Source organism: Microcoleus sp. PH2017_28_MFU_U_A (assembly GCF_020738035.1).
In the GTDB taxonomy this organism is placed as follows: Bacteria; Cyanobacteriota; Cyanobacteriia; order Cyanobacteriales; family Microcoleaceae; genus Microcoleus.
Genome location: NZ_JAEQCX010000116.1, coordinates 1 through 24,632 on the forward strand (window position 1 = coordinate 1; position 24,632 = coordinate 24,632).

Consider the following 24,632-nt stretch of genomic DNA (forward strand, 5'->3'; position numbering starts at 1 on the left):
GATGGGAGCACTCTTTGCTGAGATCTAGGAAAGAGCGCTGAAGCGCAACTACGTACCTTGGCCCAAGCACGAGCCAATCTTCGATCGATAATTTTGGTAGTTTCAGATTTCTTTTCCCGACAATAAAACCACCCAACTAAGAGGGCGGGCCAGGGGGCACCGCCCCTACAAACTGCTTTCGGAGTCAACAGTCAACAGTCAACAGCCAACTGTCAACTTATTGCCAATTCCCTACTAGCACGAAAGGCGCCCAGAAATAAGGATTTTGATACTCTTCGTTTTGCAGCAGGGTTAATTGAGCGTTGCGGAGGGCTTCAGCTTTGCTGGCTTTAGAACCACCAAGCTGGCGGTAAAACTCAGTCATAAAAATAGCGGTAGATTCGTCGTTTACTTGCCAAAGGGTGGCGACTGTGCTGCGAGCACCCGATCGAATTGCGGCGCCAGCTAAACCCAATGCGGCCCGGTTATCGCCGGAAGCAGTTTCGCAAGCACTCAACACCAAAAGCTCGATCGGCTGTTGTTTCTCCCCAGTGCGCGATCGCAAAAGTCGATCGAACTCCTTAACATTTACTTTTTGATCCCAAGTCACAATAAAAGTATCCGCCGCATTCGAGCTAAACTGACCGTGAGTTGCTAAATGGACGATCGGGTAAGACAAAGCTTTAATGCGATCGTGCAACTGCGTGCTGACAAAATCTTGATTCAGCAGCGCACTCGCCGGCATCTGGGCTGAAATTTGTTCGAGTTCCTGTTTCACCCCCGGCAAAGCCGAGAAGCCTTGACGCGATTCCGACAAGCCACCAGTTAGCACTTTTAACTTTACTTGGCTGAGCGGTTTCGGTGCCAGCAATTGCAGTCCCGGCGCCAAAGCAATACTGTATTTTTCTACCAAGAACTTTTCGCCATCGTGCAGCACTGCGATCGGCAGATTTCGCAAGTAACCATCGAGCACAAATACCAGCGTTTTAATCCCGCTGGCAGTCAAATCGGCTTCTGCGGGGCGGATTAACCAGTCGTAAACCTGTTGAATAGGTGGGAACCTGTCGCGCACAAAAGCAGAAGGCCTGATGGTATTTTTGGCTAGTTTGAAGGCTGTTTCTAACTCGGATTGAGACTTCTTAGTCGTATAGCGGCGCAGAGGCTTGCCGGGAATTGACAAAATTACCTCCAAACGATCGCTCAAAATAATTGGGTAAATCACCGCCGCCGTCGGATCGATTTCCTCGATCGACTTTGGTTTAGCATCAGCACAAGCATCCCGAAAAAAGTTATCCAATTCCGCCAACTGCAAAGATTCCACCGTTTGGCGAGCCTGTTTTAACTTATCTTGAGTGGGGGATTCATCTTGCAACAGCAGCCCGACTAATTCCCGATAAACTGGTTCCGCACTTTCCCGAAACGAAAATTGCACTTCGGGATTAACTGTTACCAAATCGCCGCGCAGAGAAGACAATACATTTACAGCTTGAGTATATTGAACGAGCGCCCCTTCTGTATTCCCCTGAGCTTTCCGAATCCGTCCGAGTTGCCACAATAATTGATAGGCAATATCGGGAGATTGAAACGCCGGTGCTAAACTCAAAGCCTCAAGAGTCAAAGTTTCAGCCACAGAATGCTGTTGTTTGAGTTCGTAAACCTTGCCCCTAGCTCCTAAAATATAAGCTTGTATTCGTTTGTCGCCCAAACGGTTTGCCGATTCCCCAGCCAAGGAAAGCATTTGAGCGATATCGCTCAAACCTGGAGTACCGATTGGTAATTTATCCAATTTAATCAAGGTCTGTGCTAGATTAATTTGAGCGTAAAGCCCAGCACGATTGGAAGGGAATTGAGCGACTTGAGGTTCAAGAGAACGCCACAAAATCTGTGCTTCCGAGGCATTTTGGCTATCTGCAAACAGACTCAATTGATTCAACCTCGCCTGCATCCCGATAGTTGATTTCCCCGGCATCGCCTCTGCCGCTAGAGCATAATATTCTAAGGCGGAGCGTTCCAAATCAGTCCGCTTTTCCATACTCAAACCCGGTTTATTGCTTTTAGCCCGGGCTGTGTTTCCCAAATTCAAATAAATTGCAGCCTCTTCTTGTCGGACACCTATTTTTCGGGCTGCTTCCATTCCCGCTGACAGCAAATCCTCGGAGCGTTCCAGTTGTCCCAAAACCCGCAGCACCCTGGCTAAAGCATTAATTGCCCGAATATTTTCTAAGGAAACAGATTGATTTTTCAAACTTACTAAGCCTGCGGGCAAAACTTCACAGGTTTTGTTTTCCAGGTTCAAAGAACCTAACAATATTTTGCAAGCTCTGGGGTAAAGTCCGAGAGTTTCCCAAGCTCGACTTTGATTGATTTGAACTTGCAAAAGTTGATTTTTGCTATCAATTTGCTCAAAAAATTTAGCAGCTTGCGTCCAAATGTCGATCGCATCTTGAGTCTGCCCCCGTTCGAGTTTAATCTGTCCTTGAATGTTGAGAGTTTCCGCCCAAATCCGCTGCTGTTCGGGAGTTTTGGGTTGCGCCCGCACCACCGACAAACTCGAATTCACAGCTTGTTCTGCTTGTTCCCAAAGCGCTAGTTGCCCGTAGGTTGCAGCTAAATTGCTCAAAGCCGCCGCGCGATCGAGATTTTGACCTTTTGCCTCAAATTGCGTCGCCGCTTGCTGTAACAGCGGCACAGCTTCGGAAAAACGTTCTGAAGCATACAGAGTTCGAGCTTGTCGGACAAGCTGCACCGCTGGTGGTGACCGCATCTGAGCAACTGCGGGAGGAATCGCCACCGCTAGCAGACAGGATATCAGAAATAAGAGAATTGCTTGTCGGAGCGATCGGGTAAATTTCATATTCAAGCACTTGTAGGAAGACGGGGAGAGAGTGGGAGAGGGTGAAATAGGGCATTAAAATACAATAGGCTTGGGTTATAATTGTCATTGCGAGGAACGAAGCAATCCCAGAATCTATTTTTCACATTGCTTTTTCCCCCTGTACCGTCCTAAGTAAACTGTATTGGGTGATAATTGTCATTGCGAGGAACGAAGCAATCGCAGAAGGGAGCATCTCAGTTTTGTAAGAAGCATTTTTTATTTTAGTGCTGTCCCCGCTCGCGTGCTTATACACCAATACGGTTTACTTAATGCTTTTTTGTCATTGCGAACGTCCACGCGCGGCAATCGCAGCGTCTATTTTTCACCTCGTTTTTCCAACGGACTGTCTTAAACGCACGCGAGCGGGGACGCACGCGAGCGGGGACGCACGCGAGCGGGGACGCACGCGAGCGGGGACGCTCGCACTATAGCAAAACTGAGATGCTCCCATCGCAGAATTTATTTTTCACATGGCTTTTGCTCTCTTGGCGGTCTGCTCTCAATTGTATTGCATTAAAATAGACAATTTAAATTCAGTACACCACTTACCAATCACCAATTAATCGGGTGCATCTGGTTTTTGAAGCCTGAAGAAGCATGACTGCATATAAGTTATTAGTTATAATCTTATATTCACTGCGGTCATGCTATAGCCCATACAAACATATTTGCTTGCATTGAGATGCACCCAATTAATCCGCGTTTATCCGCCGTAAAAAACATCTTGTCAGCGCGACGGACAAAGAGAATTCGATCGAGGATTGCGAGACTCAGCAGCATTACCTGGATTGTATCCAACCAGCGTCACCTCCCCTTTCTCATTCACCACCCAACCGCGCGCCGGAACTACTTCCCGAGCTTTTTTTTCCCTTTCTTCCTTCGGACTTCTATCCGTTACATCCGTTACATCCCGTACAGCGCTCGTTGCCGAACTTCCTTCTGCTTCCACCCACGGAAACGGCGTTTGTGCGCTACCAAGAAAGTCATTAGGACTCGGTGGCACTCCTCCTTTCCCCGTGACAGTAAACTCGTTATCGGCTCCTTCAACGCAGGGATTAGCAGCAATTAACGCAGCCGGATTCACCACATTTTGTGGCAACTCTACTAAACCTTGAGCGGGATTTACCCCAGAAGCAGTAAATGTTACCGCCCCTTGCAAAGCCGGGCCAGCACTTTGAGAAATCGCGGTGATGTCGCTACTTTGAAGCAGAGATGTGGGACTGACTTGCAAAGCTGCAAATTGCGCGTCACTGAGATTCAACCTGCTTCTGACTTGTTCCCGGCCAACTGCTGCAAAGCCCAAGACATTCGGGACATTAACATTGACGCGGCCGCCACCTGCGGTGCGGGCGTTGGCGGTGATGTCGCTGTTTTCTTGGGGGAGGGCGAGCAAAGTATTGCTATTAATATTGATATTGCCACCTTCAGAAGTACCCGCATCGGTGGTAATTCGACTTCCGCGGCGCAATTGGATGTCTCGTGCTTGCAGGTTAATATTTGCTCCGACACCGGATGCACTTCTACCATCAATGCTACCTTTGTTGTCAAGGCCGATCGCATTTGCGACAATATTGATATTACCAGCGCGCCCGGTTCCCAAAGCTTGCACCGTCACATTGCCTTCATTCCGGACAATCAATCGATCGACATTCAAGTTCACCGAACCTGCATTTGCCGTAGCATTGGGATTATCACCCGTCGCCTTGCCAACAGAAGCATCAATAGAACTGTTAAAACGAGGATTACCTAAACTACCATTTACTTCGATGCGATCGGCATTAATCGTAATATCCCCCACGTTTCCTTTACCCGAAGAATTAGAAGAAATGAAGCCCCCATCCCGCAGAATCAGGTTTCGCGTGTCAATGCGGATATCCCCGGCCCGGCTAGAACTAATTGTTCCAGAGGAAAAAGCACTAGCAACTTGATTCCCATTGCTCAAAACTTCAGAAATACCTGCAATTTCTACTGATTCGCTAGCCCTAACAGTTAAGTTTCCTCCTGGTCCCCCATTCGTAGAGAAGATAACTCCGCCAACCGAAACACCGCTCCCCAAGGTGAACGCGGAGCCCCCAGAAAGACTCAGCCGTTTTGTATCGATAGTGATATCTCCCGCCTTTCCGGTAGAGCCGATGGTAAGCGTGCTGATGCCGCTTGCGACAGCAGTTTGAGAAATGGTGTTCGACAATTGTACCGATTCAGCAGCTTTAATTGTTATATTTCCCGATCGGGCAGCATTGTAGCTAGTGCTGGCGAGAATAGCACCATCCCGCAGGATCAATCTTTGGACATCAACGGTGATATTTCCTGCCGCACCGGTACTCCCTTTCGTTGTTGCGTTGTTGCTCCCAGAACCCTGAATCTCAAAAGTATTCGCACGGATGCTTAAATTTCCACCATTTCCAGCACCAAAAGCTATGCCGCCAAATATTGCACCATCCCGCATCAGCAGGCGTCCAGTATCGATTTTAATGTCTCCGGCTGCTCCAGCGCCAGCAGTAGCATTAAGCAACACAAAGTTCGCAGCTAATGGGTCGATTAGTCCCGATGCCAGATATTTAATTACAATCTGTTGAAAGCCCTCAATTCCCAGCCCGCTGATTTCTATTGCATCAGCAGCACGCAAATTGATATTACCTCCAGCACCATCTCCAAAAGTGAAAGTAGACAATTGCGTCCCGTTTTGCACTTGCAACTTTTGGGTGTTTATATCAATACCTTTTCCATCAATATTCCCGAAGGTGAGCGCATATATTCGTGCAGCATTGATGCCGATATTTCCACCTTTTAGTTCTACTCTACCGCCACCTATTCCACTCGTGTTAATCAGCGTACTATTGGATATTTGAATATTGCCAAAGTTTTGAATGTTGCCATAATTTAAACTTAAACTCCCCTGCTGTGGACTCGATGTCAGTGCCAAATCTACTAAACCGGGACTGGCTACGCTACCGAGTGCAATTTGTCCGCCACTAGCAGTTAAATTGCCACCTGGGATTTGGATGTCGCCACCAATCAGTGCTAAAGTCTGACCCTTGTCTACTGCTAAGCCAACTCGATCTGTAATCGGAATCGCTACGGGAGATGTTGCTGGGAGATTGACTGTTCCTGTAGCTGTGGATTGATTGACAATTGTACCGGGATTGTCTCTAAATCTCAGACCAACTGGAATATTAACTGTTAACAGCGGGGATGTTTGCCCTGTGGTGCTGCTGAATTCAAAGCCGTTATTAAATACAATACTCTCAGCAGTTGAAGCGACAAACGAACCGCGCAAATCTAACCGAGCGTTGGGGCCGAAAATAAGTCCTCTGGGATTGATTAAAAATAAGTTGGCATTGCCTAGGACTCCGAGGGTTCCTAAAATATTTGAGGGTTGCCCGCCCGTGACGCGGGTGAAGATGTTAGCAATTCCGCTGGGATTTTCAAAATAAGCTCCCTCTCCACTTTTGATGTTAAATTCTCGAAAACTGTGAAATAAATTCACGCCGCGAGTGGCACCACCAGTGATTCGCTCTGATGGTAAGTTGTTGATATTATCGGGTACAAGGCGCGAACTTTCTGCTCCCAAGCTGCTGTCGGGGACGATTTGGGCGATCGCACTTTCAGCAAACAGACACAGGTAAAAAAATGCAAATAATATCAGGTTCCGTCGATTAACCGCAACAAGTAAAGTTCGTAGTGCGGACTTTAGTCCGCTCTTATTCTGCGGACTAAAGTCCGCACTACGAACCGTTTTTCTTTTCGTAATCGACCGATCGCGATCTAAAAGGTAAATCACTCTTAAAATATAGTATTTGTCTCGGTCTTTGAGTTCATTAATTTGGCAAATCTGCCATAAGTAGAGATATTGGAAAATCATAATCAACCTTTTGTTAGCTAACATTCGGTCATAAAATTTCTAGCATTTGCCCTGTTTGTAGTTATCGAGGCTGACAAACAGAATCAGGACGCCTCGTGCGCTGTGGAAATTGACCGGCAACTTCCGCAGCCACCAGCGTAACTTCCCCTTTCTCATTCATCACCCAGCCTTGAGCAGGAACAACTTCCCGATCGGGAATTTCACCTTCTTCCCTTCTTCCCTTCTTCCTTCTTCCTTCTTCCTTCTTCCTTCTTCCTTCCTCTTCTATTTCTATCCACGGAAACGGTGTTTCTGTGCTACCCAGAGAGTCATTGGGGCTAGGAGGCACTCCCCCCCGACCAGTAACAGTAAACTCGTTATCGGCTCCTTCAATGCAGGGATTTGCCGCAATTAATGCAGCCGGATTCACCACATTTTGTGGCAATTCTACCAAACCTTGAGCGGGATTCACCCCAGAAGAACTAAAAGTAACAGTACCTTGCAAAGCCGGGCCTGCACTTTGAGAAATCGCGGCGATGTCGCTACTCTCAAGCAGAGAAGTAGGACTGACTTGCAAAGCTGCAAATTGCGCGTCACTGAGATTCAACCTGCTTCTGACTTGTTCGCGGCCGACTGCTGCAAAGCCCAAGACATTCGGGACATTAACATTGACGCGGCCGCCACCTGCGGTGCGGGCGTTGGCGGTGATGTCGCTATTTTCTTGGGGGAGGGCGACTAGAATCTGGCTGTTGAGATTGATGTTACCGCCGTCGGAATTACCTGCATCGGTAGTAATCCGGCTGCCGCGTCGCAACTCAATGCTTTTTGCTTGCAGGTTAATATTTGCACCCGTACCGGATACAGTTGTGCCGTCAATGCTGCTTTTGGCGTCAAGGGAAATTGCATCTGCGACAACATTGATATTACCAGCCCGTCCGGTTCCCCTAGCCTGCACCGTGACTGTAGCGCCATCCCGAACGATCAATTGACGGGTATTAAGATTCAATTCGCCAGCATTCGCCGTCGGGTTGGGACTATTAATCGGGAACCGGCTGCCGACAGAAGCATCAATTGAACTGACAGATAAACCGTTACTGCTGATGCCACTGACTTCAATGCGATCGGCATTAATAGTAACATCACCTCCATTTCCAGCACCAAAAGATCTCGTAGAAATTAGCCCCCCATCCCGCACCACCAACCTCGGCGTATCGACGCGGATATTCCCGCCCCGACTAGAACTCAAAGTTGCAGAACTCAGCGCACTATCAGTGCGATTCCCGCTAGTCAAAACAGGAGAAATTCCTGTAATTTCCACTGACTCGCTGGCCCTAACTGTTAAGTTTCCCGCCGCTCCGCCGTTCCTGGAAAACAGAAAGCCCACTAATATACCTGTTCCTAATGTAAAAGCAGAACCGTCAGCAAGACTCAAGCGCTTGGTATCAACCGTAATATCCCCTGCTCTGCCGCTAGAACCGATACTGAGAGTGCTGATTCCAGTTGATATAGCAGTTCTGCTACTGGAGTTGGACAGTTCTACCGATTCAGCAGCTTTTACGGTGATATTTCCCGACGGCCCGTTACTGTAACTCGTACTGCCGAGAAGGGAACCATCGCGCATAATTAACCGCCCAACATCAAGGTTGATGCTTCCTCCGGCACCGCTACTATCTTTAGCTGTGGCGTTGTTGATTCCAGAACTCGCGATTTCAAAAGTGTTGGCGCGGATATTCAGATTGCCGCCATTTCCAGCACCTAAAGTAATGCCGCTACCTACTACCCCATCGCGCATCAGCAGCCGTCCGGTATCGATGTTGACGCTTCCCCCATTTCCGGCGCCAGCAGTACCGTTAAAAAACATAAACTTAGGGTCAAAAGGGTCAACTGTTCCCGATAGGAGATATTTAATTACAATTTGTTGAAAGCTCTCAATTCCCTGCCCGCTCATTTCTACCGAATCAGCACCGCGCAAATTGATATTACCTCCAGCACCATCTCCTAAAGTGAAAGTAGACAATTGCGTGCCATTTTTTACTTGCATTTTTTGGGCGTTTATATCAATACCTTTTCCGCCAGCATTTCCAAAGGTGAACGCATATATTTGTGCAGCGTTGATACCGATATTTCCACCTGTTATTTCTACTCTACCGCCACCTGTTCCACTCGTGTTAATCAGCGTACCATTGGATATTTGAATATTGCCAAAGTTTTGAATGTTGCCATAATTTAAAGTAAGATTACCAGGCCCGGATACACCAGGGGTTAGTGCCAAATCTACTAAACCAGGACTGGCTACGCTACCGAGCAAAATTTGTCCGCCACTAGCGGTTAAATTGCCGCCTGGGATTTGGATGTCGCCGCCAATCAGTGCTAAAGTTTGACCCTTGTCTACTGCTAAGCCAACTCTCTCGGTAATTGGAATCGCTACGGGAGATGTTCCTGGGAGATTGACTGTTCCTGTAGCTGTGGATTGATTGACAATTGTACCGGGATTGTCTCTAAATCTCAGACCAACTGGAATATTAACTGTTAACAGTGGGGATGTTTGCCCTGTGGTGGTGCTGAATTCAAAGCCGTTATTAAATACAATACTGTCAGCCGTTGAAGCGACAAATGAACCGCGCAAATCTAATCTTGCATTGGGGCCGAAGACAATTCCTTTCGGGTTGATTAAAAATAAGTTGGCATTGCCTTGGACTCCGAGGGTTCCTAAAATATTTGAGGGTTGCCCGCCCGTGACGCGGGTGAAGATGTTAGAAACTGCGCTGGGATTTTCAAAATAAAGTCCCCGCCCTTCACCGATGTTGAAGGAGCGGAAACTGTGAAAGAGATTAGAGCCGCGAGTTGCGCCTCCTGAAATGCGATCTGAGGGTAAGTTGTTGATTGTATCCGGTACAAGGCGCGAACTTTCGGCACCTAAAGTGCTGTCGGGGATGATTTGGGCGATCGCACTTGCGGGAAATAGCAACAGGAAGGCAAACAGTAGGGAGTAATGTAAGCGAGGCATAAAAAAATTATTTTTAGGATAAAGTCGATCTGTGTAAGCTCATCTCGTTTCTCTAAAGGTTTTGCATTTGGCTGCTAATCACAATTTGCTCTACAGTGATTTCTAGTTCGGGAAAAGTTTTAGAGATAATGCGCTCATTACCTGTAAAACTTTGAACTAAATAGCGGTCATTTTCCAAAGAGTAAACAAAAACTGTGGGAATTTTGGGATTACCTAAATAAGCCCTAGAAGCGATAGCTAAATAGTCCACAATCCAATATTCACAAATACCGAGCCGTTGATACTCATCCAACTTATCAACATAGTCGTCTTCCCAGTTAGTTGAAGTTACTTCTACTGCTAATTGTATAGGTTCGGTAAGGGCTCCGTAGCCGCGGACATTGCTATTCCATACTGATGCCTTGACCACGCCGACATCAGGATTTCTGCCTTGCTCTTGCCCCCTCGCTGTTACAGTTCTGAAAACTATATCTTTGTCAACGATATAGTCAAGTTCCAAGCGCCTGATTTCATCGTTAAAGCCAAATACTAGAAATCGTGCTACATTTTTATGAGCTCTGGTTGCTTCCACTTTGACAATCTCTCCATTTACAAGTTCGTAGATGCCCGATCCGTCGGGGTACTTTTCGATAAACTCTACAAATGTTAGTTTAGTTTTTGTCTGAACCATAAGACAAGCCCTCTTGTGTTAACTAGGTTAGGATTTATATCGTTTCCGGTTCCATTATAATTATATATTTGGATCGTATCAGTGCGATCGCGATCCAAGTAGCGATCGAGACCGCCACTTAATAAAATTTGACTGTCAGCGCTAAAATGTGAGAAATTTATCAAAGGTTTTGAATGTAAGATCGTTGACCGTTGCACGATCGTGATTTAACCACAGAGAACGCAGAGAACACAGAGGGAGATAAGAGAGATGAAAAATTCTGATGCTACGGGATTTGATATAACTCAGAGGAGAAAGAGTCATGAGTTTGAATGAGTTACCGGGAACAGAGCTAATTCTACCTGGTCATGGAGAACGCAATCGTTCATACTAGATGGTAGACACCTTCAATCTTAGGAGCCGTCTATGTTGCTACAAGAAGTCAAGGAGCACGTCTTTAAACTGCCACCGAGCGATCGCCTTGCGTTAGTGAGCGCCATCATTGAGTCCTTGCAATATCCGCCAGTTACCAGGGGCGATCGTTCTGGTGCGATTCAGCGGATGCGAGGCTTGCTAAAGACAGACCAACCCGCACCGACAGATGAGGACGTGGCTGCAATGTTGGAAGCGCGACGAGTGGATTTGCTACTATTGGGATATTGAATTTGAAGATGCTTATGACACTGACAATCGTAGCTGAACGGGCTCCTTTAAATGCAAATGAAGATGGTGTGATTCTCGTCGGCAAAACTCGCGTTACATTAGATACTGTAATCGGTGTTTTTCAGCAGGGCGCGACCGCAGAAGAAACTGTTTATCGCTATCCGTCTCTGAATCTAGCTGACGTTTATGCCACGATCGCCTTCTATCTCAAGCACGAATCGGAAGTAGAAGCGTACTTGCAACAGCGACGGCAGCAATCGCAAGAGATTCGCACTATGAATCAAGCAAAATTCGACCCACAAGGCTTGCGCGATCGCCTGCTTGCCCGCAAAACAGCGCAAGAACCATGTTAAAATTTCTTGCTGATGAAAACTTCGACAATACGATCGACCCAATAGTTAGGGCAACTAAAACTTAGAATGATTACTCTGATTCATCGTCGAGTCGAGGAAGCACGTCAGGGAATTAATCCGGCAGTAATTTGTCGGGTTCCATCGGGCTGGGTAGTGCTTGGTGATGTTCAGTTCTTGCAGGGGTATTCACTTTTGCTACCCGATCCAGTTGTGCCAAGTCTGAACGCTTTAACAATGGAGCAACGCATAATCTTCTTACAAGACATGACGGTTTTGGGTGATGCTTTGCTTGAGGTCACTGGTGCAATTCGTATCAACTACGAAATCTTGGGTAACAGTGAAGCGGCACTACATGCCCATGTGTTTCCGAGGTTCGCAACTGAGCCAGAAGAGAAGCAACGGAAGCCAGTATGGTTTTATGATTGGAAAAATGCGCCCCCATTCGATCCAAAGCAGGATCAACAATTGATGAATAAAATTGCAGCGACGATTGAGCAGTATCAGAAAAGTATGTAGAGGCAATAGCACTATAGGGCGATCGCGGCGGCATAACAACCCGGTCGAAGCGGCAAATTAATCGTTATAAAAGATAAACTTGAGTGCAATGGTATCAGTTCTATAAATTTTGCTATGACAACCACAGAAAAATTGATCGTGCTTGCTCTAGGTATTACCGCTATCAGTTTATTTGCTGGAATTCTCTATCAAGCAGTCAGTCAAATAATCGATCGACGCAAGTATCCTCCGCAGGGTGAACTGTTTGATATTGGAGGATTTCGTCTACATCTCAACTGTGTGGGAAAAGGGACACCAACAGTCATTATGGATGCTGGCGGTGGTGCTCCCTCAATTACGTGGGGTCTGGTTCCCTCTGAAATTGCTAAGTTTACTCGTGTCTGTACCTACGATCGAGCAGGGTTGGGTTGGAGCGATCCCAATCCCAAGATACCTCGCACAAGTCAGCAGAGTGTTGATGAATTACACGCCCTGTTGACGAAAGCTAAGATCGAACCTCCCTACATTTTAGTTGGCCACTCCTTGGGTGGAGGCAATATGCGACTATATGCCAGTCAACATCCAGAAGAAGTCGTCGGATTGGTGCTGGTTGATTCTGTCCATGAAGATCAAATAACACCCGCAATATGGAAGCGTATGAAAAGGGTAATTTTGCTTTACCAGCTTCTGATAATTGCCAGTCGGGTTGGAGTGTTACGATTAATCGGAGATATGAATGTGTTGCCAATGTTTAAGGATATCAAACAAGAAAGTCAAAAATATCCGTTGGCAGTGCAAGCTCTATTTGACACCTTCAAATCTTCCTGTTACCGCCCCTGTTATTGGGCAACTACGTCAAGTGAGCTTGCCAATATGAAAAGGAGCTTTCAGCAATTGCAAGCGAGTACACTACTGGGGAATCTGCCTTTGATTGTATTAAGTCAAGGCTCTAAAAATCCACAGATGAGTGATGAAAGATTCCAGAAATGGCAATTGCTTCAGCGAGACTTGACCCAACTATCCTCAAATAGCCAACATATCATTGCAGAAAATAGTGGACATCTTGTAATGCTAGATCAGCCTGAATTGGTGGTTAGTGCGGTTCATCAACTGATTGAATTGAGATCGCCACTTAATAAAAATTGACCGTCAGCGCTAAAGATGAAAGTGTTGGGTGAAGCGAAGCGTAGGGTTCGATCGCACTCAACGCAACCCACAATTTAGAAAGCAAAGTAATTAATCCGAAAATAGATGCCTTTTTCCTGAAAAGTTCGATCGCCCCCTCCGACATTAATCAAAGGAAAACCATAATCTAATCGCATATTAAACCGATCGCCCATTTGCCAAATTAGCCCTAAACCCGCACCCAACAATTTGTCAGAGTCAGCATTCGCTTTTTCTCCGGAATTGTTCCAGCCTACCCCAAAATCCACAAACGGAGCGACTTGTAACAATCCTTTGACTTTCGGCACGCGCCACACCGGGATTCGTACCTCCGCAGATGCGATCGCACCGCTATCAGTTAACAGCAAATCTTGTCGGTATCCGCGCACGCTTTGCACGCCACCGATCCCGATTTGTTCGAGGGACAGCAGCGGGCGATCGGCGAATTGAATGTCGGAACGTACTATTAGCAAGGTTTCGGGCGCTAGCAGCCTCACGTACTGCGCTTGTCCGCGCCACGCCAGGAAGCGACTGTCAGGGCCGCTATCGTTCGCAGTAGCACCCAAAAAATTGGTACCGATGGAAAACTGCGATCGCGCTGCGAGCACTTGTCGGGAATTCCGCTGCACGTATTCCTGAAAAAACCGCACCGCTGAAACCCGCGTTTCACCGCGCTCATTTGCTCCCGCCGACAGCGCAAATCTTTCTCCCAACAGGAATGTATCGCTTTCTTGTCGCGAAAATGTTACTCCCACAGCCAAAGTGCGATCGGGCTTTTCGACGATCGGCTGGCGGTAAGTTAACTCGTAAGTCCGCGATTTCCCCTCGATTTCGGCAGCATCGAAGGGTTCCTCGATGACGTTAGTGCTCGCAGCACTCGCAGCAAACCGAATCGTGCCGTTGCGCGCGTTGACGGGGACTGTGTAGCTGCCGTTGAATTCGTTGCTGCCGTCGGTGTTAGCGTAGGATAGCTCTAATCCGTCGCCCAAACCGAGCAAATTCGCTTGATTGATGCGCGCGCCGCGCCGAAAACTGCCGACGCTGGGCGATCGATTGTTGTCTAGAAAAACTTCGCCGCTGAAGCTGTCTGCTTCTTTAATCCGCACTTCTAAACGGCTGTTTTCCGGGCGGCTTCCAGCTTGCAATTCTGCCGAAATATTGGCAATTAAGGGGTCGAGTTGCAGCATTTGCAAAGCTTCCAGCAGCCGATCGCGATTCAATGGCCGCCTGGTGACACGTTCTAGGCGCGATCGCACGTAATTGGCATTTAAACGCCTGTTTCCACTAATCTGAATTTCATCTAATCCGCCTTCGACAATCCGAATTTTCACCACACCTCCTTCTCTGGGAAATGTTTGGTTGGCGGGAATTACAGCGCCGGAATTGATGTATCCTGCTGCTACGTATTTTTGAGTCACTGCCCCTTCTGCTGCGATCAGTTCGGCAAAGGTGATGTCGCGCCCCGCAAACTGTTGCGTAACTGCTGCGAGTTCGCGATCGCTAAAAGCTGTGTTTCCCTCAAATTCAAACCGCAAAACCCGAATTGTACCCGGAATCCCCGGCCTGGAATCGCCGGGAACTGGTGCCAGCGGAGTTGGTTGGAGGGGAGGTGGTGGCGGTGGCTGCGGTGCTCTTGGTGCAGGTAATTCCGGCTCTCTGGGTTGAATTGGGTTGGGCAGTTGGCTCAGTTGCGAATCTCGATCGATACCTATATTTTCTTTTAGCTTTTGATCTCGGTTAGAAAGCTGAGTTTCTCGATCGTTCGTGGCGAATGTGCGATCGACAGAATTGGCAGCTTCTGGCTGTAAATCGGGAGTTTCCGCAGGTAGAATTGGTGCCAAAGTCGATCGATCGGACTCAGTGGCGGGCAAGTCTTCCCGGGTGTCAAGATTCGTGTCGTTGGTTCGTAAAGGTCGATCGGCTCCGCTGCGGACTGTTGCCAAATCCTCAACATTTGAAGTCAAAATTTCAACGTTGCTCGCGGATGTTTTCGTCGGTTTTCCCAACCAAACTAAGCCAAAGATTCCAGCAATTAAAAATAATTTTTGCGATCTACAGTTCATATGATATAATTATTATTTCGCTAGATTGGGTGAAAATATTTTAAGGAACCAGCGCACCCTAAACTAACAATTAATCTTAACCGAAAAAAAGGCAACATCGGGCACTGCCAAGAATTTCCCAACGGCTAAAAACCAAAAGGTCGATCGACCTTTTGGTTCCTCCGCCAAAACTTACGCAGCAACCGGATGCAGATCCGCAAAAATATCTTTGACAGTTGACAGTTGACAGTTGACAGTTGACAGTTGACAGCATACAGGTTGACAGTTGACTTGACGAAAGGAGGGAGACCTCTACCGGAAAGGAAGAGGAGTCGAGCAATCAATCGTCTTTTTTTAATTTCTCCCTACAAGGCTTGGGGATTTAAACCAATTTTTCCTGGTAAGGAATGAGAATTAAATAACTTAGGAGCGCGAATTAAATAACTTAGAATTTTAATTATTGTGGGATGGGCGTCCCGCCCGTCCTTTAAAGACGGGCGGGACGCCCATCCCACAAACTACAGGTTTGTAGTGAGGACTTTAGTCCGCAAGAAGAAGGACTGAAGTTCTCACTACAAACCTGTGTGCGTCAAGGTTCGTAGTGAGGACTTTAGTCCGCAAGAAGAAGGACTAAAGTCCTCACTACAAACCTAATTATGCAGGGCGGCTCGCACTAGCAGCACCCATGGGAGCTCCGTCAGTCAATCCCACCAACTTAGCGCTCAACTCCCACATCCGCTCACCTTTCTCATCATCGCGCGCCTGCGGAGAAACCTTCTGCACAAAAGACTTACCATCTTTTTTCTGACGATTTCCCCAACTCCAATAAGCCCCAGATTGCTTGTATTCTGGATCTGCAACCACCATTGCCAGCCTTTCGCCCGCCAACTCCTGCGACACATAACCGCCGGTGATATTCTTCTGAAACAGCGGGAAAAGTTTCTGAAATAAAGGATAGTGATTGCGGAAAAGTGGCGTATCCGCCACGCATCCCGGATACAGCGAAGTGAAATTAATCCCCGTCGATTCGTGAAAGCGGCGGTGCAATTCCCGCATCGTCAGCACGTTGCAAACTTTGCTATCTTTGTAAGCCTTGACAGGTTCAAACTGCTTCCCATCTACCATCGAAACCGGATCTTGGAAACCCGCTTCAAAACCCTCAAACTTGCCCAAATCAGGACGCGGCGGAATCTTTCCACCCAACTCGTCTGGATTGTGAGTCACAGTTCCCAAAATCACGATTCTCGCATCTTGATAATAGGAAGGTTTCATGCTATCCATCATCAGATTGCACAGCAGGAAATGACCGAGGTGATTGGTAGTCATCGTCAACTCGTAACCTTCAGGGCTCCGCAGCGGTTCCTTAATCAAAGGCAGATAGATAGCTGCGTTGCACACCAAAGCGTCTAGAGGCCTGCCGCTTGATTTGAATTCCCGAGCAAATCGGCGCACGCTTTCCAAATCGCCCAAGTCAATGTGCATAATCGTGAAACTACCTTGAGGTATGCCCAACTCTTGAGCGGCGTCTCCGGCTTTTCGCACGTCGCGACAGGCCATGACTACGTGCCATCCTTTGTCTGCAAGGGCTTTGGCGCCGTACAAGCCGACGCCGGAGGATGCGCCGGTGATGATAACCGTTGACTTGTGATTTTGTGCCATTTTCTTAAAAATGCTTGGCTATTGATTATTTTGGGGCATCTCAAAAGCTGAGCTAGCAGCTCGGATGTTTTCAGATGCCCTCAGGTTAATAGGATAGGCCCAAACGTTGTGAATCTCAACTTTCTAGGTTGCCGATCGACACTCCTAGCCCATTTTCGGAGATTCGGGAGATAAGTTCGTAGTGCCGACTTCAGTCGGGAGATAAGTTCGTAGTGCCGACTTCAGTCGGGAGATAAGTTCGTAGTGCCGACTTCAGTCGGAATCGGAGTGCATTTTGCGGACTTAAGTCCGCACTACGAACCGTTTTTGCGGACTTAAGTCCGCACTGCGAACATGATATATATGAGGGAATAACTTGAACGCATTGAAAGGTAAAGGTAGTCGGAAATGGTCTTGTTAAAAGTATTAGGTATGAGCTATTATTGAGAAATAAGTTATCAAGATATGCTCAATTTATGGCTGATGTTTTCATAGCTATTTGCTCAGTAAATCAGCGATCGCCCCAACCAATAGATTTGGCTCCACAGGCTTGGAAATGTGCCTCTGAAAGCCTGCTGCCAGAGCTTGTTGGTGGTTGATTTCTCCAGCATAGGCAGTCAATGCGATCGCCGGGATCAGCCCCCCCCGCTCCGGTGATAGAGAACGCACATATCCGATCAAACTGTAGCCATCGACTTCTGGCATTCCAATATCGCTCACCAAAACATCCGGCACAAACGACTCTAGGGCTACCATAAATTCAGCCGCAGATGCAACTGTCATCACCTCCGCTCCAGCCATAACCAGGAATGCGCCGATTACTTCCCGGCTGTCTGCCTCGTCATCAATTGCCAACACTCGGATGCCTCTGAGATCCTGTTCTGCTTCTAATAACTTGTCCGGATTTTCCCCTGTTTTGACGTTCAGCAGCGGCAGGCTGACTCTAAAAGTGGCTCCTTTTCCTTCCCCAAAACTGTCAGCTTTGATTGTTCCGCCGTGGGCTTCTACCAGTTGATAAACGATCGCCAGTCCCAACCCTAGCCCCCCGTGTTTGCGAGTAACAGAAGCATCTTCTTGACGGAAAGACTCAAAGATGTAGGGCAAAAAGTCTCGATTGATGCCTTTACCCGTATCTGTTACCACAATCTGCGCTTGGTTGTCTGCTAACTCTAATCGAACGTCTATTCGTCCACCCTTGGGAGTGAACTTGACAGCGTTGGAAAGCAAATTCCAGACAATTTGCTGGAGGCGAACCGCATCCCCAGACACTTGCCCGATATTGGATAGCACGTGATGAATCAGAATTGACTTGGCGGTGGCGGCAGTCTGCACTGTTTCGATCGCAGATTCAATGGTAGACAACAAATTGACAGCAGTCACATTCAAACTCAGTTTGCCGCGCAGCACGCGAGCCATATCGAGCAAGTCGTCAATTAATTGAGCCTGTGCCAGGGCATTCCGTTCGATCGTCGCTAACGCTGCTACAGTTTTGGTTTCATTCAGCCTGCCAGTTTGCAGCAACTTCGTCCAGCCTAAGATCGGGTTGAGGGGCGATCGCAACTCGTGAGAAAGCACCGCCAGAAACTCGTCTTTGATGCGGTTAACTCTTTCCGATTCGGCCAGGGCAGCTTGTTTTAATTGCAGAATGCGATCGCGTTCGATTTCCGCTTGTTTGCGATCGGTGATATCCCGCGAAGTCGATAAGATTTGTACAACTTGGCCTGCCACATCCCGGATCGGTGCTAACACGACATCCCACCATTTTGGCGTGCCTTTGGCGGTGGCACAAAAGCCCTGAAATCTAGCCACTTCTCCTGCCTTCGCCGCCGCGATCGCAGCTTCCACCTCTTCCCGAGCTTCATCTTGCCAAAAACAGAGCCATTCCGCGTTCAAATAGGGGGTGAGATCGTCGATCTCCAACAGGCACATCCCTCCTGTATTTATGTATAAAAGTCGTGCATCCAGATCCAGCACTTTGATGCAGTCGCTGCTGCTGTCTAACACCCGTTTTCTAAACTCTTCACTGTGACGCAGTGCTTCCTCGGTGTGCTTGCGATCGGTGATATCCAAATCTACGCCCGACATCCGCATCGCTTGCCCGATCGCATTATAAAACACTTTCCCCAGGCTCAGCGCCCACCTGATTCTGCCGTTGGGATAGATCACGGTTATCCTCCACAATCAAAACAGTGCGCTCAACTTGACTCATAATTGGTCTTCCTCCGGAGACTGAACAGGGAGCATCGTGATTTCAAACCAGTAGCTCAACAACGTCTGAATACTTCGCTTCAACAGCTTAAAATCCATAGGTTTGATGATATAGCTGTTCGCTCCTTGTTCGTAGCAGGCTGCGATGTCTTTGGGATTGTTAGATGTGGTGAAAACAACCACCGGAATCTTTTTCAAATTACGATCCTGTTTTATTTTATATAGTACCTCTCGCCCATCCGTTCCCGGTAAGTTGAGGTCTAGCACAATCAGTCCCGGACGCGGAGCAGTGTTAGGATTGGTGTAGGGTTCGGTGCGGTAGAGAAACGCCAGGGCCCGATCGCCATTAGTGCAGCGATAGACGGGGATTTGCGAAAAAGATGGGTGTAGGTAACGTTGGAACGCTTCAAAGTCTTCGTCGCTGTCTTCAACGATCAGCAAGGGAGGGAGTTGCATAGCACGCATCGCTGAATATCCGGTCATGGTTTGACCGCCGCTGATAATGTGAAGTAAAACGTGCTGCCCTCACCGGGCGTCGATTCTACCCAAATTTTTCCCCCGTGTCGATCGACAATTTTTTGGACGATCGTCAAACCTGCCCCTGTACCGCCACCATATTCGTCTTGTGCGTGGAGTCGCTTGAATATCTGAAAAACTCGCTCCAAATGCTTTTGGGGGATGCCAATGCCGTTATCTCGCACATAAAAGGTATATAAACTCGGGTCTTTACTGCTCGCGGATTCTGATTCGATCAAACCAATTTCCACCCATTTCTCGGTTTTATTATTATATTTAATCGCGTTACTAATCAGGTTGGTGAATAACTCGCTGATTTGAGTGCGATCGCAGGCAACTGTCGGCAACGATTGAGTGCGAAACTCGATCGCTTGCGGAGGCCCGCCGATCTTTAAAATGTCGATCGACTGTCGCACTAAATCGTTGAGATTTGTCGGTTGGCGCGAAAGTTCGCTGCGTCCCAGCCTGGAATAGTGTAGCAGAGAGTTAATCAGATCTTCCATGCGTTGGGTTAGGCGCACCAGCGTTTGCAATTTAGCGATGCCATCCTCGTGCAACACCTCCCCGTAATCTTCTATCAAGAAATTGGAATAGTTATGAATGCCGCGCAGCGGTTCTTTGAGATCGTGGGATGCGACGTAAGCGAAGGCATCTAGTTCAGTGTTACTGCGTTCCAATTCTAGATTAATCTTTGCCATTTCATCTGCCTGACTGAGGATAATCCCGACGATCAGGCTGCACAGTTCGGTGGCGACTTCGATCTCGCAGGACTTCCAAGGTAACGAGCAGCCCTGCACCGTTTGTTGCCAGAGTTCAAAGGATTTGCGAGGAGACAACCGCATCTCGCGATCGATTGTGACTTCGACAGGTTTGTTCGGGTTGCCGCCCCAGTTGACTGTTTGAATCACTTCTGGACGGAACCAGAGTATATAATTTTTGTTGACTTTGGAAATTTCTAATGCTAACAGTCCACTCGCAACGCTCTTAAATGACTCTGCGGTTGGATAAATTTCAGATAGCGATCGGGTTTGAAACAGGTTGTGTTGAATTTGGCTTTTAATCCATTCCCGCAGGGCAGGAATTTCAGCTTCTGGCGGCGTTTCACCAATACAAATAACTTGTTCTCCCGCGCAAACCGCCACTCCCGTCGCACCCACCAGATCTAGCAGGTTCGAGTTGAGTTGAACTAATCCATCCCAGAAGCTTTTTGACTGAGATAGCGATTCTACAAACTTGCTTTGGAGCGACTTCAATGTCATTTTGTAGTCTAAGTCTTCACGATCTTGTTTGTTTGCAAGTTCGATCGACATTACCTGCCCCACAAACTCGCACATGGTTCGCACGCTATAGGGCACATAGTTCGGCGTCGAATGATGGCAAGCAATCAGCCCCCATAGTTTTTGGTCTTGGATCAGTGAAATAGACATGGAGGCTGATACACCCATATTCTTGAGGTATTCCAAGTGTACGGGAGACACGCTCCGCAGCACCGATAAACTCAAATCCGTCGGGCGCGAGTCTAAGGGATTGTGCGCTGGCACTAACGCCACAGGCTCATAGGAGGAGTCTGGAATTAACCGCAGCCAGTTGAGGGTATAAAGCTGTCTCGCTTGCTGGGGAATGTCGCTGGGCGGATAGTGCAAGCCCAGATAAGGCGTTAGCGTTTCTACCCGATCTTCTGCAATCACCCGTCCGGATCCTGCGGCATCAAATTGATATACCATAACGCGATCGAATCCAGTGATTTTTCGCACTTCTTTAACTACAACCTCGCACATTTCCAGCAAGGTTGGAGCCTTTTGAATTTTAGTAATCGTTCCTTTTAATCGCTGGTAAAAATGGAAAAAGTCTGTTTTTTGTCTTTTCTTTTTTGGTTCCAATTCTAAAAAGATTATGGTATTGCAGCGATGAACAATGCCATCAAAATGAAGTAATTTTGTTTTAGATTTCAGAGAAATATCTAACGGATTCACATACTCAAAGTCTTCGCTTAAGCACTGCCGAATTGCATTAATCTGCTGAGGAGCGAGTAAGTTTAATAGCGGTTTGCCCAACAGATCTTGGGGCTGTTGACCTAGCAAAGCCAACGCGTTATTGCTGACCTGGACAATCTTCAAGTCAGGCTCCTGCAAAACCAACAGCACCCCGTGGGGCTGAATCAGCCCTGGAATTTGAATCGGTTCGCGATCGCAATTGGTTAAATCGACAGTTTGGGTGAAATCAACAACTTCATCTATCATAAATCGTGCGGAGAACTCCGGCTAGAAATGATTTCTATTTCTCTTTATTAAAACACTTTTCTCGCAGCCGGAAACGACGCACATTACACATTGGGTGGAGGAAACAGCCCGGACGTTCACTCCGCCCAAAAATTCTCTTACAGTCAGCTTTTTGCTCAACAGTCTAAGAAATAGCTGCTGATTCCTGATAAGTAGGAAAGTCAATATAACCTTCAGGCCCAAAAGAATACCAGACGCCGACGACCGCAGGCGGATTGAGCGGCCAACCGCCAGCAAAACGCTCTACTAAATCCGGATTGCTGATAAAATCCCGACCAAAAGCAATTAAATCCGCAACTTTGTTGCTCAAAGCTGTTTGGGCTAGTTCTTGATTGTATCCGCAGTTACCAATCAGCGGCTGGGAAAATACATCGCGAAACTCTCCTATCATCATCGGCGTTCCCAATTCGTGAAAGCCAAAAGCTAAACCATCCACAAGGTGAAGGTAAGCTAAACCGTAGACATTTAACTGACCTGCAATATACAGAAAAGTTTCGCGATAATCGGGAGAACCCATATCATTGTAAACACCGTTGGGAGAAAGTCGAACTCCAACTCGGTTGGCAGGGAATACTGTCAGAATTGCCTCCACAATTTCCTTGAGAAAACGGTAGCGATTTTCAACTGTACCGCCATAGGAATCTGTGCGTTGATTAGTTTTGGATTGAAGGAAAGTGTCAATTAAATATCCGTTAGCACCGTGAATTTCTACACCGTCAAAACCCGCCATTTTTGCCAGTTCTGCGGCCTGGCGATAATCTTCCACAACGATCGAGATTTCATCTGTTTCTAGAGCGCGGGGAGTTTCGTAGGGTTGTTTGCCCGCAGGGGTATGAATGCCTTCTCCGTTGATTTTGATGGCAGATGCTGCAACTGGCAATTGATTGTTTTCCTGAAAACTGCTGTGAGAAGCCCGCCCGCAGTGCCAAAGCTGCATGAAAATTGGTGTTTCGCGGGCATGAACCCCATTTACAACTTGTTTCCAAGCTTCGGCTTGCTCGTCTGAATAAATACCGGGCGTATTCAGCCAACCGTTAGCTTGAGAAGAAATCACCGTAGCTTCTGTCAGGATCAAACCAGCACTGGCCCGCTGAGCGTAATACTCGGCCATCCAAGCGTTGGGCATCCGCGTTTCACCGGCTCTCGATCGCGTCATGGGTGCCATGACTACCCGGTTTTTTAAGGATAAATCTCCCAATTTGAAGGGACTCAGGAGGATTGAAGATGTTGTTTGAGTTGTCATAATCTCGATCTGTCCTTTACTGAATAATGTGAGCAATCGGAGTTCGATCGCTTTTCAAGATAACTTAAACAGGACTTGCCAACAAATATCAATGGGCGTATTTATTGCTAAGGTACGCAGTGATACACCCTACGGATATAGCCTGCGTGTATCACTGCGTACTATCAACCGCCGGCGGCAGACGAGGGCTTTAATATCAAATATCTTGGTGAACTATTGCGAAACTTTTAGTTAATCCAGCAGCCAGCTAAATAAACCTTTAACTGTCAGATTGAATTCTCTGACAAATTCTGGCACTGGTAACAGTAGATCCGGTTCGTCAAAAAATGCTGTTGGTCGATCGCGCAAATAAACAAATACACATTGCTCGGAGGGGTCAATCAGCCAGCCCATTTGCGTTCCGCGAGCCAAGCAATGTAGAATATTTTTAGTTACCTTTGTTTGGCTTTGGTCGGGCGAAAGAATTTCTATCGCCCAATCTGGAGCAATTGAGAAAACATTAGCCACTGCACCATTTTCCTGACGAGGAATCCTGTTCCACAAGAATATCGAAACATCGGGTATAATCGATCGCCCACCAAAAGTGCAACGGAGTTCACAGAAAGCTCGGGCAATCTTCTGGGATCTTAGCACCGAGTTAATGGCAGGTGGCAATTCTGTCTGAATTGCACTGTGTTCTCCTTGTGGCATTGGTTTTTGGATGATGCGTCCATTAATGTATTCGCTGGCGGGTTCCGTTTCCGGCAGATTCAGAAACTCTTCTAAGGTAAGGGTTTTCGTGGGAGTCTGTAGCATTTTCAGGTTTCCTAAACAGAGGCGAGATAACTTGTTATTTTACTTTCGGGCGATCGCACTATCGGACTTGCGATCGCCCGCGCGATCAAAATGGCGTCGCCACCTGTAAGCTGAGCCTTGATCCCAACTGCGGATGCTCAAAGGAGAGTTCCCGCGCGTGCAAGTGCAGTCGGTTCGCAGCGGCGCGACATCCGTAAAGTCGATCGCCCAAAATCGGTATTCCCAACCCTCGAACATCCGCTGCATGAACCCTCAATTGATGCGTGCGCCCCGTCAGCGGCAAAAACTCGACGCGAGTACAATTTCCCTCCTTCGCCATTACCTGAAACCTAGTAATGCTGGGTTTTCCGCACTCCAAATTAACTTGCTGAACCAGGGAATTTTTCGGGTCTTTTTTTACCGGGAGTGCGATCGTCCCCGCCTCTATGTTGACAGTCCCCGAAAGCACTGCTTCATAAACTTTGTGAACCCGCCGTTTCTCAAATTGCAGGCTTAGTTGACTGCTGGTTTCTTTGTCCCGCGCCAGCAACAAAATCCCAGATGTTGCTAAATCTAACCGATGCACCGCCGTCAGTTTTAACCCGTCCTGTAACAAGTTTTGCAAGCGACTCAAAACGCTATCTTGATTGTCTAGATAACGACCTGGAACTGACAGCAAGTCTGGGGGTTTATTGACTGCAATTAACCATTTGTCTTCATAAACAATTGGCAGCATTTCCTGGGGATTGGTGACTGGCAAGATGCTCGTTCCAGCAAATTTTTTGAGATTTGTGGGATGGGCATCTTGCGCGCCCCAAGAGCGATCGGTAACGGGCAAGATGCCCGTTCCACCATGATTGTTTTGATGAGTTGTGGGGAGTAGGGGTTGGGCATCTGGCGCGCCCC

The 24,632-nt window shown here is 47.6% G+C and carries 16 protein-coding genes; 4 read left to right on the forward strand and 12 right to left on the reverse strand.

What is annotated here, in order from left to right:
- Positions 1 to 217 precede the first annotated feature (217 nt).
- From JGK14_RS26725 to JGK14_RS26740, 4 genes are all read right to left on the reverse strand, one after another.
- Positions 218 to 2,833, reverse strand: a complete 2,616-nt coding sequence (locus tag JGK14_RS26725; RefSeq protein ID WP_325315683.1) for a CHAT domain-containing protein — start codon at positions 2,831 to 2,833, stop codon at positions 218 to 220.
- Positions 2,834 to 3,581: 748 nt separating this feature from the next.
- Positions 3,582 to 6,716 carry an S-layer family protein gene (locus tag JGK14_RS26730; RefSeq protein ID WP_325315684.1) on the reverse strand — a complete coding sequence of 1,045 codons (3,135 nt, stop codon included), beginning with the start codon at positions 6,714 to 6,716 and terminating at the stop codon, positions 3,582 to 3,584.
- A 61-nt stretch (positions 6,717 to 6,777) separates the two neighbouring features.
- Positions 6,778 to 9,702, reverse strand: a complete 2,925-nt coding sequence (locus JGK14_RS26735) for a two-partner secretion domain-containing protein (protein ID WP_293179172.1) — start codon at positions 9,700 to 9,702, stop codon at positions 6,778 to 6,780.
- 52 nt (positions 9,703 to 9,754) lie between these two features.
- Positions 9,755 to 10,372 (reverse strand): Uma2 family endonuclease, encoded by a 618-nt coding sequence (locus JGK14_RS26740; protein WP_293179175.1) that lies wholly within the window; start codon positions 10,370 to 10,372, stop codon positions 9,755 to 9,757.
- A gap of 405 nt (positions 10,373 to 10,777) precedes the next feature.
- Between JGK14_RS26740 and JGK14_RS26745 the strand changes: the two genes are divergently transcribed.
- The 4 genes from JGK14_RS26745 to JGK14_RS26760 all read left to right on the forward strand — a co-directional run bounded on the left by JGK14_RS26745 (position 10,778) and on the right by JGK14_RS26760 (position 13,008).
- Positions 10,778 to 11,014 (forward strand): hypothetical protein, encoded by a 237-nt coding sequence (locus JGK14_RS26745; protein WP_293210178.1) that lies wholly within the window; start codon positions 10,778 to 10,780, stop codon positions 11,012 to 11,014.
- Positions 11,015 to 11,028: 14 nt separating this feature from the next.
- A complete protein-coding gene (locus JGK14_RS26750) occupies positions 11,029 to 11,367 on the forward strand; it encodes a DUF433 domain-containing protein (RefSeq protein ID WP_293179181.1) in 339 nt (112 codons plus the stop codon).
- Between the two features lie 66 nt (positions 11,368 to 11,433).
- Positions 11,434 to 11,883 (forward strand): hypothetical protein, encoded by a 450-nt coding sequence (locus tag JGK14_RS26755; protein ID WP_293193693.1) that lies wholly within the window; start codon positions 11,434 to 11,436, stop codon positions 11,881 to 11,883.
- 114 nt (positions 11,884 to 11,997) lie between these two features.
- The gene (locus JGK14_RS26760; RefSeq protein ID WP_293193695.1) at positions 11,998 to 13,008 is read left to right on the forward strand and encodes an alpha/beta fold hydrolase; all 1,011 of its coding nucleotides are present in this window, start codon (positions 11,998 to 12,000) and stop codon (positions 13,006 to 13,008) included.
- A 74-nt stretch (positions 13,009 to 13,082) separates the two neighbouring features.
- Here JGK14_RS26760 and JGK14_RS26765 read toward each other — a convergent pair whose 3' ends face one another.
- From JGK14_RS26765 to JGK14_RS26800, 8 genes are all read right to left on the reverse strand, one after another.
- A complete protein-coding gene (locus JGK14_RS26765) occupies positions 13,083 to 15,089 on the reverse strand; it encodes a ShlB/FhaC/HecB family hemolysin secretion/activation protein (RefSeq protein WP_325315685.1) in 2,007 nt (668 codons plus the stop codon).
- 633 nt (positions 15,090 to 15,722) lie between these two features.
- A complete protein-coding gene (locus JGK14_RS26770) occupies positions 15,723 to 16,727 on the reverse strand; it encodes a protochlorophyllide reductase (RefSeq protein ID WP_293179196.1) in 1,005 nt (334 codons plus the stop codon).
- A gap of 474 nt (positions 16,728 to 17,201) precedes the next feature.
- A complete protein-coding gene (locus tag JGK14_RS26775) occupies positions 17,202 to 18,872 on the reverse strand; it encodes a hybrid sensor histidine kinase/response regulator (protein ID WP_325315686.1) in 1,671 nt (556 codons plus the stop codon).
- 39 nt (positions 18,873 to 18,911) lie between these two features.
- On the reverse strand, positions 18,912 to 19,370 hold the full coding sequence (locus JGK14_RS26780) for a response regulator (RefSeq protein WP_293179202.1): 459 nt from the start codon (positions 19,368 to 19,370) through the stop codon (positions 18,912 to 18,914).
- Between the two features lie 23 nt (positions 19,371 to 19,393).
- Positions 19,394 to 21,670, reverse strand: a complete 2,277-nt coding sequence (locus JGK14_RS26785) for an ATP-binding protein (protein WP_293313188.1) — start codon at positions 21,668 to 21,670, stop codon at positions 19,394 to 19,396.
- Between the two features lie 163 nt (positions 21,671 to 21,833).
- Entirely contained in the window at positions 21,834 to 22,952 is a 1,119-nt protein-coding gene (locus JGK14_RS26790; RefSeq protein ID WP_325315687.1) for an alkene reductase, read from the reverse strand.
- A gap of 231 nt (positions 22,953 to 23,183) precedes the next feature.
- Positions 23,184 to 23,747: a Uma2 family endonuclease gene (locus tag JGK14_RS26795; protein WP_325315688.1), complete on the reverse strand. Its 564-nt coding sequence runs from the start codon at positions 23,745 to 23,747 to the stop codon at positions 23,184 to 23,186.
- Between the two features lie 85 nt (positions 23,748 to 23,832).
- Positions 23,833 to 24,632 (reverse strand): RluA family pseudouridine synthase (locus tag JGK14_RS26800; RefSeq protein ID WP_325315689.1); only part of this gene is annotated, 800 nt, incomplete at its 5' end.

Coding starts and splice junctions, on each gene's coding strand:
- JGK14_RS26745 (WP_293210178.1), top strand. CDS start 10,778: ATGTTGCTACAAGAAGTCAAGGAGCACGTCTTTAAACTGCCACCGAGC.
- JGK14_RS26725 (WP_325315683.1), bottom strand. CDS start 2,833: ATGAAATTTACCCGATCGCTCCGACAAGCAATTCTCTTATTTCTGATA.
- JGK14_RS26790 (WP_325315687.1), bottom strand. CDS start 22,952: ATGACAACTCAAACAACATCTTCAATCCTCCTGAGTCCCTTCAAATTG.
- JGK14_RS26755 (WP_293193693.1), top strand. CDS start 11,434: ATGATTACTCTGATTCATCGTCGAGTCGAGGAAGCACGTCAGGGAATT.
- JGK14_RS26740 (WP_293179175.1), bottom strand. CDS start 10,372: ATGGTTCAGACAAAAACTAAACTAACATTTGTAGAGTTTATCGAAAAG.
- JGK14_RS26785 (WP_293313188.1), bottom strand. CDS start 21,670: ATGATAGATGAAGTTGTTGATTTCACCCAAACTGTCGATTTAACCAAT.
- JGK14_RS26795 (WP_325315688.1), bottom strand. CDS start 23,747: ATGCTACAGACTCCCACGAAAACCCTTACCTTAGAAGAGTTTCTGAAT.
- JGK14_RS26780 (WP_293179202.1), bottom strand. CDS start 19,370: ATGCAACTCCCTCCCTTGCTGATCGTTGAAGACAGCGACGAAGACTTT.
- JGK14_RS26765 (WP_325315685.1), bottom strand. CDS start 15,089: ATGAACTGTAGATCGCAAAAATTATTTTTAATTGCTGGAATCTTTGGC.
- JGK14_RS26770 (WP_293179196.1), bottom strand. CDS start 16,727: ATGGCACAAAATCACAAGTCAACGGTTATCATCACCGGCGCATCCTCC.
- JGK14_RS26730 (WP_325315684.1), bottom strand. CDS start 6,716: ATGATTTTCCAATATCTCTACTTATGGCAGATTTGCCAAATTAATGAA.
- JGK14_RS26735 (WP_293179172.1), bottom strand. CDS start 9,702: ATGCCTCGCTTACATTACTCCCTACTGTTTGCCTTCCTGTTGCTATTT.
- JGK14_RS26760 (WP_293193695.1), top strand. CDS start 11,998: ATGACAACCACAGAAAAATTGATCGTGCTTGCTCTAGGTATTACCGCT.
- JGK14_RS26750 (WP_293179181.1), top strand. CDS start 11,029: ATGACACTGACAATCGTAGCTGAACGGGCTCCTTTAAATGCAAATGAA.